13 protein-coding genes are annotated in these 11886 nt (G+C 53.5%); 11 read left to right on the forward strand and 2 right to left on the reverse strand.

Features of this window, described 5'->3' with window-relative positions; all coding sequences use genetic code 11:
* Positions 1-88 precede the first annotated feature (88 nt).
* Positions 89-2608, reverse strand: coding sequence for a heavy metal translocating P-type ATPase (locus tag H1S01_RS03830; RefSeq protein ID WP_188038794.1), 2520 nt, complete (start codon positions 2606-2608; stop codon positions 89-91).
* A gap of 85 nt (positions 2609-2693) precedes the next feature.
* On the reverse strand, positions 2694-2984 hold the full coding sequence (locus tag H1S01_RS03835; RefSeq protein ID WP_207732171.1) for a metal-sensitive transcriptional regulator: 291 nt from the start codon (positions 2982-2984) through the stop codon (positions 2694-2696).
* A gap of 409 nt (positions 2985-3393) precedes the next feature.
* Between H1S01_RS03835 and H1S01_RS03840 the strand changes: the two genes are divergently transcribed.
* From H1S01_RS03840 to H1S01_RS03890, 11 genes are all read left to right on the forward strand, one after another.
* Positions 3394-3861, forward strand: coding sequence for an ATP-binding protein (locus H1S01_RS03840; RefSeq protein WP_188038795.1), 468 nt, complete (start codon positions 3394-3396; stop codon positions 3859-3861).
* A gap of 2 nt (positions 3862-3863) precedes the next feature.
* Entirely contained in the window at positions 3864-4337 is a 474-nt protein-coding gene (locus H1S01_RS03845; protein ID WP_188038796.1) for a chemotaxis protein CheW, read from the forward strand.
* 111 nt (positions 4338-4448) lie between these two features.
* A complete protein-coding gene (gene acpS, locus H1S01_RS03850; protein ID WP_188038935.1) occupies positions 4449-4844 on the forward strand; it encodes a holo-ACP synthase in 396 nt (131 codons plus the stop codon).
* A complete protein-coding gene (locus H1S01_RS03855; RefSeq protein WP_188038797.1) occupies positions 4832-6412 on the forward strand; it encodes an NAD(P)H-hydrate dehydratase in 1581 nt (526 codons plus the stop codon). The genes acpS and H1S01_RS03855 overlap by 13 nt, the downstream gene beginning before the upstream one ends.
* Entirely contained in the window at positions 6409-6879 is a 471-nt protein-coding gene (locus H1S01_RS03860; protein ID WP_243236943.1) for a CBS domain-containing protein, read from the forward strand. The genes H1S01_RS03855 and H1S01_RS03860 overlap by 4 nt, the downstream gene beginning before the upstream one ends.
* A gap of 18 nt (positions 6880-6897) precedes the next feature.
* On the forward strand, positions 6898-8109 hold the full coding sequence (gene alr, locus H1S01_RS03865) for an alanine racemase (RefSeq protein ID WP_243236944.1): 1212 nt from the start codon (positions 6898-6900) through the stop codon (positions 8107-8109).
* A 98-nt stretch (positions 8110-8207) separates the two neighbouring features.
* Complete coding sequence (locus H1S01_RS03870) at positions 8208-8477, forward strand: ribbon-helix-helix protein, CopG family (RefSeq protein WP_188038798.1); 270 nt, start codon at positions 8208-8210, stop codon at positions 8475-8477.
* Positions 8478-8482: 5 nt separating this feature from the next.
* Positions 8483-8833: a type II toxin-antitoxin system PemK/MazF family toxin gene (locus H1S01_RS03875; RefSeq protein WP_155476035.1), complete on the forward strand. Its 351-nt coding sequence runs from the start codon at positions 8483-8485 to the stop codon at positions 8831-8833.
* Between the two features lie 74 nt (positions 8834-8907).
* Positions 8908-9663 (forward strand): gamma-glutamyl-gamma-aminobutyrate hydrolase family protein, encoded by a 756-nt coding sequence (locus H1S01_RS03880; RefSeq protein WP_188038799.1) that lies wholly within the window; start codon positions 8908-8910, stop codon positions 9661-9663.
* Positions 9644-10801, forward strand: coding sequence for an HD domain-containing phosphohydrolase (locus H1S01_RS21330; RefSeq protein WP_188038800.1), 1158 nt, complete (start codon positions 9644-9646; stop codon positions 10799-10801). Before H1S01_RS03880 ends, H1S01_RS21330 begins: the two co-directional genes overlap by 20 nt.
* A gap of 77 nt (positions 10802-10878) precedes the next feature.
* The gene (locus H1S01_RS03890; protein WP_188038801.1) at positions 10879-11880 is read left to right on the forward strand and encodes an asparaginase; all 1002 of its coding nucleotides are present in this window, start codon (positions 10879-10881) and stop codon (positions 11878-11880) included.
* The last annotated feature ends 6 nt before the right edge of the window (positions 11881-11886 follow it).

Raw genomic sequence — 11886 nt, forward strand, 5'->3', positions numbered from 1 at the left:
TATAAATTTTTTATCTTAAGGTCTATTTGACCTCAAAGAACTGCAGTCTTGGCAAGGATAAGCGCAAGCCGGCTTTAGAAGCTGTTCGTTACGTTCTATCATAGGGCTGAACCCTCCGCAACCGCAACGCATTCGCCACGACCGAGACAGAACTGAAAGCCATAGCCCCGCCGGCGATGACCGGATTTAACAAGCCTGCTGCCGCTACGGGAATCCCCAAACTGTTATAAATCATCGCCCAGAACAGGTTTTGCCGGATGTTGCTCATCGTGGCCCGGCTGAGGCGGATCGCCGCGACGATAGCTCTCAGATCACCTGACATGAGGGTGATATCGGCTGCCTCCATCGCCACATCCGTACCGGTGCCGATGGCCATGCCCACGTCAGCCGTGGAGAGGGCGGGCGCATCGTTGATGCCATCACCGACCATGGCCACCACATGGCCCTCTTCTTTGCGTTTTTTCACATTTAGGGCCTTGTCTTCCGGGAGAACTTCAGCGATGACGTGGTCTATCCCTGCCTGCCGGGCGATAGCTTCGGCGGTGCGGCGGTTATCGCCGGTGATCATCCAGACTTGGATACCCATTGCCTTCAGTGCCGAAACTGCTTCCGCGGAAGTCTCTTTGATAGTATCGGCTACGGCAATCACAGCTGCGGCGGTACCGTCCACAGCCATAAACATGGCTGTTTTTCCTTCCGATTCCAGCCTTTCGGCGATCGGTTCAAAGTCGGCAAAGGGGACTTCGTTTTCCGTCAGCAGTTTGCGTGTTCCCAAAAGAATAGAGTGGCCATCGATAGTAGCTCTAACGCCCCGTCCGGGAATGGCCTGGAAGGATTCTACATCGGCCAAGGATGCAGATTCTTCCTTAGACCTTTTCACGATCGCTTCGGCCAGCGGGTGTTCAGAAGATTTTTCTGCCCGGCCGGCCCACTGCAGCAGCATTGACTCTTGACCGGCAAAGTCGCCGAGTGCAATAAAATCAGTCAGTTCCGGTTTTCCCTTCGTGATCGTGCCTGTTTTGTCAAGAATGACAGTGCTGATCTTGTGAGCCTTCTCCAGGTGTTCTCCGCCCTTAAAGAGAATGCCATTTTCGGCACCTTTCCCGGTTCCCACCATGATCGATGTGGGCGTGGCAAGACCTAAGGCACAAGGGCAGGCGATGACCAAAACAGCGGTAAAGTTGAGCAGCGCCCGGGTAAAGTTCCCCGGCTCGACCAGGAAGTACCAAAGGAGGAAGGTGACGACGGCCAACGTCACGACAGCCGGAACGAAGTAGCCGGAGATTTTGTCAGCCATGCGCTGAATCGGCGCTTTCGAACCTTGCGCTTCTTCGACGACCCGGATGATCTGGGCGAGGGCTGTATCCTTGCCCACCTTAGTGGCTTGGAACTTGAAGCTTCCGTGCTTGTTGATCGTCGCACCGATGACGGCGTCCCCAGGTTTCTTGTCGACAGGCAAGCTTTCCCCGGTCAACATAGATTCATCTACGGCGGACAAGCCTTCTTCTACAATGCCGTCGACAGGTATTTTTTCGCCAGGCCGGACGATAACCCTATCGCCGGCCATCACCAACTCGATGGGTATATCTATTTCCTTGCCGTCACGGACGACGCGGGCTGTCTTCGCTTGTAATCCCATCAGTTTTTTGATGGCTTCTGAGGTCCGTCCTTTAGCCACAGCCTCTAAGGTCTTGCCGAGCAGGATCAGCGTAATTAGGATGGAGCCTGTCTCGTAATAGACATGATGGCCATGGGGAGAGAAAAAGGTAAAGTAGACGCTATAAATGTAGGCGGCGGAGGTACCTAAGGCGACCAACACGTCCATGTTGGCGCTGCCGTTTTTCAAAGCTTTGTAGGCGCCCCGGTAGAACTGCCAACCGACGCCAAACTGAACCGGTGTTGCCAGGAGGAATTGCGTGTACTGGGATGTGAGCCAGCGGGGAAGGACAAAGCCACTCATCTCAGCGATCATGATCAGCAGCATCGGAAAAGACAAGAGGGCCGAGAGACCGAAGAGAAGCCATTGGCGGCGAAGGCGTTGCTCGCGCTCGACCTGTTCCCGGTCGGTCCCGTCGGAGGTCTCGGCAAATCGAGCTTGAAAGCCTAAAGTGAGGATGGCATTGATGATCTCAGCGTTTCCCAACTCGCCGGGGTAGTACTGGATGACCGCTTTTTCTGTAGCTAAGTTGACCGAGGCCGTAATGATTCCGGGCAAGCGGTTCAGCTTTTTTTCGATCCGTGCTGCGCAGGCGGCACAAGACATGCCGCCGACAGATAGCTCTATTCGTTCCGTCGGCACCTGAAAGCCAAGGTCGTGGATTTTTTGTACGAAGGCATCAATACCAGTCTGACCGGGATCGAACTCGACGGTCGCTTTTTCGAGGGCCAAGTTCACATTGCATTCCAGCACGCCTGGAATCTTGCGTAAACTTCGCTCGATCCGGCTCGAACAGGCGGCGCAACTCATGCCGGTCACGGGAAGGGTCACTCGAACAGAAGGCCCGGTCGGACCCTTCGAATCTTTTTGTACGGTTTTCGTTGTCTGAACTGGATCAACTGTACAAGCAGATTCACTGCAAGATTTCGATGAATCTGTCCCATTTGACATTTTAGATTCCTCCCTTCAACTATCGAATAGAGGGGAGCCATTCCTTATAAAAGCGATGAATTCTTACCTCCAAACTATTGCACTGTTACTTCATGAACCTGTCTAAAACATCGATGAGTTCGTCCACCATCTCATCGCCCCGGTTTTCCTTGATAGCGGACGTTACACATCCCCGGGTATGACTGTCGAGAATGGAAAGGCCCACTTTTTGCAGCCCTGCCCGAGAAGCGCTGATCTGTAGAAGGATATCGACACAGTATCTGTCTTCTTCAATCATTTTAGTGATTCCCCGAACTTGACCTTCCAGGCGGCGCATGCGGTTGAGCAAATCCTGCTTGTTCCGTTGAGACACCATGGAATGAGCGTTCTTTTCCATCGCTCAATCCTCCTCGTTATTTACCATACCCCCCGTAGGGTATCTAGTGCGAATTTACTCCAAATCACATAAGATGTCAACAGATACTTTTACCCAAAGGAATCACAAGGAATTCCTCTTTTCAAAAAGGAATCCGTCCATGAGCAGCGAAATACAACAATTACTATAAAAGCATTAAACGATGAATCAGCTTTGCAGGGGGGCAGCGAATGGGGCGCGAAAGAGATCGAAAAGAAGATGACTATGGGGAAAAGGATATTTTCCTCGTAAGCACGAATATATGTACCCGACAAATCCCCTTAGCCCCTAAAACATCTGGCATCATGGGCACAACATTTGCGTTTTACAGGAAATCGACAGGCGCAAGTCAGGATATTGTGTCCCCATGCATAAAGGCAGGTTGTTCCTCATGACAGCGACAAAAGTTTTTCGTTTTGCCAGTTGTCTCGGAAATATTGAAAAAGCAGTGGAGCAAATCCTTGACGAGGTGCGAACCCTCCCCTGGGAACCGATGGATTTGGACTTTATCAAACTCGCATTGATCGAAGCACTTGTAAACTCTGTCGTCCATGGGAACAAGGAAAATCCGGACAAATGGGTGACTGTTTGCTACGGGGTGGTCGATGGACGTTTTCTGGTGGAAGCGACCGACGAAGGCACTGGCTTTAATCCGGATGTCCGAAAAGATTATGACCTGCTGAGTGAGACGGGACGAGGCTTGTTGCTCATCCGTGCGGCCATGGATGAAGTCACGTTTAACCAAAAAGGAAACTCTATCCGGCTGGTCAAATTTGTCCCTCGGGCCGATAATCCTTCCCTAGGAGTGAACTGCCTAGAGGGTGACGAAGCTTTTCCATTACGAAAGGAGGAACAGTGAACATGAGCGAGCTGAGAGTCGATTCTGGGGAAATTCAACTCGTCGTCTTTAAGTTAGGAACAGAAGAATATGGCGTTCCCATTACACAGGTGCAAGAGATCAACCGGCTGATCACGCCGACAAAAATTCCCCAAGCACCGAACTTTGTCGAGGGGATTATCAACCTGCGGGGGAATATTATTCCCATCATCGACTTGAAAAAGCGCTTTGGCCTTGCCTTGGAAGAATACACGGCAAATACCCGGATCATCGTCGTCAATGTAGGCAAACATACGGTAGGTATCATCGTTGATGCCGTCACTGAGGTACTGCGCTTGGCCACTGCGTCTATCGAGCCGCCGCCGCCGATGATTTCCAGCATTGCTGTCGATTACCTGAAAGGTGTCGGCAAGGTAGGCGAGCGATTGTTGATCCTTTTAGATTTGGATAAAATATTGACAGAACGGGAGAAGGCCCAACTGGCCGGAGCCCTTTAAAGCAAGCAAACCAAAACCCTGTAGTATAAGCAGGGTTTTGGCTTTTATACTTAGGTTATACTATTTCCAAGATGAATACATACGAAACGGAGCGACGACTCTGTGGAACCGATGGCTATCGGCTGTGACATTGTGGAAATTGCTCGTATCCGGGAGGCGGCGGAAGGGCATCCACGCTTTTTAGAGCGGGTTTTTTCTCCGGCCGAGATCGTGGAGTGCCGGCAAAAAGCCAATCCTTGGCCTTCATTCGCCGCTCGTTTCGCCGCCAAGGAGGCCGTCATCAAAGCCATGCCGGGTGATTTCGTTCCCCGGTTGACGGAGATGGAAACTCTCCGGGATTCGACAGGAAAACCGCAGGTGCATTTTACTGGCCTCACTGCAGAATATGCGGCCAAGTCGGGATGGAAGCGCTGGGCAGTCAGTTTGTCTCATGAACGGACCCATGCCATCGCCACCGTGATCGCTTGGGGCCGACCAGGGGAGGGGACAAACGAATGCGACTGGTAACCGCGGCGGAAATGGGCCGTCTCGATGCCCGAGCCACCGAAGAATATGGCATTCCCTCGCTGATCCTAATGGAGAACGCCGGCATACAAGTCGCCCGGGAAGTGTCCCGCTTGCTCGCCGGGAACATCGACGGAAAACGAGTATTGATCTTATGCGGTAAAGGGAACAATGGCGGCGACGGCTTTGTGGCGGCTCGTCATCTGATCAACAACGGTGCCGAAGTCATCCTTTTTTTGCTCGCCTCAGAGCGCGATATCAAAAGTGACGCCTTGACGAACTTGACCATTTATCAGCGCATGGGCGGGAAGGTCTATTCTTTTCAAGATCCGAAAGACTTGAACGCCTTGCGCCTAGCTTTGCTGTCGGCCTCGGTAGTGGTCGATGCGATTTATGGGACCGGTTTTCGCGGGGACGTGCCGGAATTGATCGCCAAGGCCATGACCATGATCAACGAATCAGCCTTGCCCGTGCTGGCTGTCGATCTTCCCTCTGGATTGGAAGCCGATACCGGCAAAATCCCGTCGGTCTGCCTGCAGGCAAAGGTGACAGTGACCTTGGGCTTACCGAAAGTGGGGCTGGTCGTCGAACCTGGCGCATCAGCCGCCGGGGAAGTGGTCGTTGTGGACATCTCCATACCTGGTGAAATGATCGCCAATACTCGCATTTCTCGTGCTTTATTGACGGGGGAACTTTGCCGGAACTGGCTGAAGCGTCGTCCGGCAATGGCCCATAAAGGACACTTTGGACATCTGCTCTTCGCCGGCGGTCAGACCGGGATGGCCGGTGCGGCTGTTCTCGCCGTCTCCGGCGCCTTACGCTCCGGTGTCGGTTTAGTCACCGCAGCTATACCAGAGTCGATCTATCCGCTGATCGTTCCGCAGGTGCCCGAAGCGATGACTTGGCCGCTTCCCTCCGTCGATGGTGCTTTGACCGGTGATTCTCTCCAAGAAAAAGATTGCAGTCCCTTCAGTGCTGCTGTCATCGGGCCCGGAATGGGACGACGACCAGAGTCAGCCGATTTTTTACTCGCTCTCTTGGAGGCAGTGAAGGGACCGGTGGTGCTTGATGCGGACGCCTTGTTCGCTTTGGCCGGTCATATCGAACTGCTGGCGGCAGCTCAGGGGCCGGTCATATTGACGCCCCATCCTGGCGAGATGGCTCGCTTGACAGGCCTTTCCACGGCGGAAGTGGAAAAGGACCGTATTGAGGTGGCCGCCCGCTATGCCAAGGAGTGGGGCTGTGTCATCGTGTTAAAGGGCTCTCGCACCGTCATCGCTACGCCGGAAGGTGGTCTTTACATCAACTCTACCGGCAACCCGGGCATGGCTACCGGCGGCAGCGGCGATGTCTTGGCCGGGGTCATCGGAGCGCTTGCAGCCCAGGGGGTAGACGCGGTTCACGCGGCTGCTTTAGGTGCATATGTTCACGGGCTGGCTGGCGATTTGGCGGCTCGACGCTATGGGCAAGGAGCCATGAAAGCCGGCGATATTGTCGATTTTCTGCCTGAAGGATGGACCCAATTGGAACAGGCAGCGATGAATCTCGATGGAAAGCAGGTGGCTTTATGAGTTCAAAAGACTTGCGGGCTTACGACATTATGACGAAAGAGGTTTTTACGGTATATCCGGAGACTCCTGTCAGCGAAGTCGTAAAACTGATGATTGAAAAGCGGATCAGCGGTGTTCCCGTCATCTCCAAACATGGAGCCGTACTGGGGATCATCTCGGAAGGGGATCTGCTCTTTAAAGACAAGGACTTGCGCTATCCTTCCTATATCTCTTTTCTAGGCGGCATGATTTATCTCGAGAGCCCGAAGCGTTTTGAAGAGGAATTCCGTAAATCGGTAGCACTGAAAGCGGAAGAGATCATGACTGGTGACGTCATCACCGTGGAAGAGAATGTGTTGGTGTCTGAAATGGCCAATACCATGACAGAACAGAAGATCAATCGTCTCCCTGTCGTCGCCCATGAGAAAATCGTCGGGATCGTCACCCGGGCTGATATCATTCGAGCCCTGGCGCAGGACCTGGTTTGACAGGAGGCGCAATTTACATTGGAAGTCGAGTTGCCGTCATATTCGGAGTTGCAACCATTTTTTGAATCGCAGACCCCCACGTATTCCAAGAATTATCCCCTTGACGGACGGCCGGCCTGGGCAGAAATAAATCTAAAGGCTTTTGTCCATAACCTGCGTGCCCTGAGGCAGGTGACTCGCCGAGAAGCCAAGTTTTTTGCGGTCATCAAAGCGGACGCCTACGGGCACGGTGCCTTGCCGCTCGCTCGGGCGGCTGTACAAGAAGGGGTCGACGGTTTTGTCGTAGCCATCCTCGATGAAGGGATTCACCTGCGCCAAGGGGGCATCGACGTACCGATCCTCATCTTAGGGTATACGCCGCCCGCCGCCTGTGAGCAGGTGGTTCAATACGATCTCAGCCAAACGGTATACAGCCTGCCTGTGGCAGAGGCCTTATCTCAGGCAGCCCGGCGGCTGGGGAAAAAAGCGAGGGTCCATCTGAAAGTGGAGACGGGCATGGGACGAGTCGGCTTCTATGGAGAGGAAGCGATTCGAAACATGCTCGCCGTGGCCCGGCTCCCGGGGATTGAAATCGAAGGGATCTTCAGCCATTTTGCCACGGCCGACGAGAAGGACAAGAGCTTCGCTCACAGTCAGTTAGAGCAGTTTCTGGAGACGGTGGAACAGCTTCGGAAGGCAGGATTGGAGATTCCCCTGCGTCACATGGCAAACTCAGCAGGCATCATCGATCTGCCTGAATCACACTTAGAGGCGGTTCGCGCCGGTATCTCCCTGTACGGCTATTACCCGTCCGATGAGGTGAACCGTGAACAGGTACCCTTGCTGCCGGTGATGACTCTTAAAGCTCGCATTGTGCAGGTGAAAAAAGTGCCGGCAGGGATGCCGGTCAGTTACGGCTGTACATATCGCTGTCCTCGGCCCACCCGCATCGCCACGGTTCCTCTGGGCTATGCCGACGGAATCCCGCGGGTACTCTCGGGCCGTATTCAACTGTACGGACGAGGTGGGACATTCCCGCAAGTGGGACGGGTCTGTATGGATCATATCATGGTCGATATCGGAGAGTCGCCCTTAAGCGAAAGCGATGAAGTGGTCCTTTTTGGCCGCTGGATGGAAGGAAGCGAATGGCGGCAAGCTTCCGTGGAAGATTGGTCCCAAAAACTGGGGACGATTTCCTACGAGATTCTCTGCGGCATATCGCCGCGCATCCCTCGATGCTATGTCCCATAATTTGGAACGGTTGGCTTGCCATGTTACTCTTGCGTCGATTGGGGTACAATTTATATAATGGAGTACAAAGGCGGATAATCCCCTGGGAGGTGCACCGTGTGCCCGAGTTAAAACGCATCCAAGTTACCTTGCCGGAAACATTGCTGAACGAATTGGACCGGGTATTGATGGCGGAAAATATGAACCGTAGTCAGCTCATCCGAGAAGCAGTCAATCTCTACATGAACGAGCACAAGCGGAAGGTGTTGCGGGACCAAATGCGTCGCGGGTACATCGAGATGGCGCGGATTAACCTTGAATTGGCGTTGGAGGGCTTTGTGGCCGAAGTCGATGTGGAACGACTATACGAGGCCAGGTTGGCTAGGTAGTCGTCATGGTTATTCGCAGAGGAGAAGTCTACTACGCCGAACTGAACCCGGTAGTTGGCTCCGAACAGGGAGGAACCCGTCCGGTACTGATCATCCAAAATGATATCGGTAACCAGTACTCCCCGACGACCATTGTCGCCGCCATTACGTCGCAGATTAGCAAGGCCAAACTCCCGACCCATGTTGAAGTCCCGGCACGCCGGAGCGGACTGGATCGGGATTCTGTTGTTTTACTTGAACAGATCCGCACCATCGATAAAACACGGTTACGAGAGAAAATCGGCGTTCTCGACGAAGAAATGATGAATAAAGTCGCGCAGGCGCTGGAAATCAGTCTTGGCCTCATCGATATCTGAGAAAAAAGCCCGGGAAATACCCCCGGGCTTTTTCTTTGTCCTGGAGAAGAAAGAAATTCAGGGGAGGGAGAACTATGTCCAAACTACCCGTGCTGATCACGCCCTCTTTTGAACGAGGGCGGATTTCACTTCGCCATGAGTACTGCAGGGCCTTGACTGACGCAGGGTTCGTCGTCTGGCCAGCGCCTCTTGAGGCGGTCCACGATGTAGCCAGTTACTGCGACCATATCAGGGGGTTGGTGTTATCCGGCGGCGGAGATGTCGATCCGGTTCGCTACCGGCAACAGCCTCATGCTGCTCTGGGAGAAATCGATCCGGAGCGGGATGAATTGGAGTTTTCCCTGATCGCCTATGCCTTGCAGAAAGCAATCCCTATCTTGGCGATTTGCCGGGGAATGCAGGTGCTCAATGTAGCCATGGGCGGAACGCTGATTCAGGACATCCCGAAACAGCGTCCTCTGGCCCTGCGCCACGGGCAGAAAGCGCCACGCTGGCACACCTCCCACGCCGTAGAAGTGGCCGAAGGATCCCGGCTGCGAGAAGTCTTTTCCTCCGGATTTGGCCGGGTCAACAGCTTTCACCACCAGGCTGTTGACCGCTTGGGAAACAACCTGCGCTCTACGGCAGTCGCTCCAGACGGGATCGTCGAAGCGATCGAAGGAACGGGGAACACTTTTATCGTCGGCGTCCAATGGCATCCGGAAGATTTATATCTTTACGAACCGGAAGCGAGAGGATTGTTCCAGCTTTTTGCCGAAGCATGTAGAGGGGAACAATGGGTACAGGGAGAACCCGTGGAGGTTGGTTACCGTGAACCGGATTCATGTTGAGGCGATACACAAGGGGTTGATTTTGGACCAGCATATCTATACCAAAAGTGGGGCCTTGCTGCTTCCTCGGGGAACGAGTTTAAATGAGCGGCATATTCCTTACTTAAAGAATCTAGGCATTGAATATATCGAAGTCACCCCTAAATTGGCTCGAAAAAAGTTGGGATCCTTCAGTCTAGATCGGAGCAAAGATATCTCTGATGAAGAGGCCTTCGAGAGTCCGATTTTGCCGCGAGAAGCAGAAGCAACAGAAGCCGTCGAGGATCGAGACTTTTACCACTTGTTGCGGGAAGACTTATCGCAGATGGTCAAACAGGCGGTGATCAATTACTCTCAAAAGGGTGGTCATGTTGCCGATATCGAGGCCATCACAGGTATGTTCCGCGAGCTTGTGCGAGGGCGAAACCGGATCCTGTACTTGTTGGATATCAAATCGGTGGACGCCTATACATTCCGCCATTCTGTCAATGTGGCCGTTTTATCGGTGCTCGTCGGAATCAACATGGGTCTGTCCGAGGGAAGCATACGAAACATCGCACTGGGCGGACTCTATCATGACTTGGGTAAGAAGCGGATTCCTCCGGAAGTTCTTTGGTCTGATCGTCCACTTGATCGGGAAAGCCGTCAGAAGATCGAAGAGCATCCTCGGCTAGGCTACGAGATACTCCACCGGGATAAAGACATCCCTGAGGAAGTTGCCTTGATCGCTCTGCAGCATCAAGAGCGTATGGACGGATCGGGTTATCCAAAGAGATTAACCGGTGATAGTGTCCATTTGTTCAGCCAGATCGTCAGTGTCGCCGATGTCTACGAGGCGATGACTTCATCTCGGCAGTACCGCCGCGGTTTTAATCCCGTCGAAACGGTCGAGTACCTCATGGGAGCTTCCGGCGTCTTGTTCCCGGAACGGGTCGTCAAAGCCTTGTTAAACAGCATCACTCTATTTCGGATCGGTTCAGTCATTCAATTAAGTAACAACGACTGCGGCGTGGTCATCCAGGCTAACCGCCGCTTGCCCTCACGACCTATTGTCCGTATTGTTTTTAATGAACACCAAATTCCTCTGGACCATGAGAAGATCATCGATTTGTCTAACCCCGTAAACCTGTCTCTCTATATCATCCGGTCTTTCAACTGACTGCCCTATATCCCCTTTTCTGTCCCGTATCTCAAATGGGTCCTTTCATTCAAGCATTCGATAAGGAGCGAGTCATCATGTCTGCAGTTCTCGTTGAAGTCACCCGGGGCCCAATGGTGGAAAACCGTCACCGTGGTGCGATCGTCGTTGTTGATGGAGAGGGGCGCCGGATTGCCTCCGTCGGGGAACCGGCGATGACCTTTATGCGTTCATCCTCAAAACCCCTGATGGTACTGCCCCTGGTAGAACAAGGTGGTGCCGAACACTTCCAATTGAGCGATGAACACCTAGCGATTTTCGCCAGTTCCCATGCCGGAGAAGACGAACACCGCCGAGTTGTCGCTGAGGCTTTGGAGAAGGTCGGCTTAACCGAGGCCGCCCTGTCCTGTGGGACCCATACTCCCTTTGATCGGAAAACCGCCGATGCCCTCCGGGCGGCCGGTCAAAAGCCGACGGTGTTGCATTGTAACTGTTCTGGTAAACATACAGGCGTTTTGGCCTACGCAAAATTCAAAGGCTTTGAACTGGCTAACTACACCGATCCCTCCCATCCGGCTGAGGTCGATATCTTAGCGGCCGTCGCCGATATGGCCGGCCTAAAAGCGGAAGACGTGGTGATCGGGATCGACGGATGCAGTATCCCCGTCTACGGTATGCCTTTAGAAAACATCGCCCTTGCCTTTGCTCGATTGGGCCTGGCCAACCACGGGTCGGAAGCGCGCCGCATCGCTTGCCGGCGCATGACCCAAGCGATGGTCAAGCATCCCTTCCTGATTTCGGGGACGGGCCGGCTCGATACGGACCTGATGAAGGTCACCGAAGGTGCTGTCGTCGCAAAGATCGGTGCCGACGGTGTCTACGCGCTGGCGGTACCGGAAAAAGGAATTGGTTTGGCTGCCAAGATTGACGACGGTAATATGAAGATGCTGGGCCCGATTGTCGTCGAGTCTTTGAGCCAACTCGGTGTTTTAACTCAAGAACAGCGGGCAGCTTTAGCGGCCCATGACAACTTTGTGATCAAAAACAACGTAAAGCAAGTCGTCGGCGAGGTCCGGACGGCCTTTACCTTGGAAGGATAGAGATTT

The sequence above is a fragment of the Heliobacterium chlorum genome (genome assembly GCF_014502795.1).
Lineage (GTDB): Bacteria > Bacillota > Desulfitobacteriia > Heliobacteriales > Heliobacteriaceae > Heliobacterium > Heliobacterium chlorum.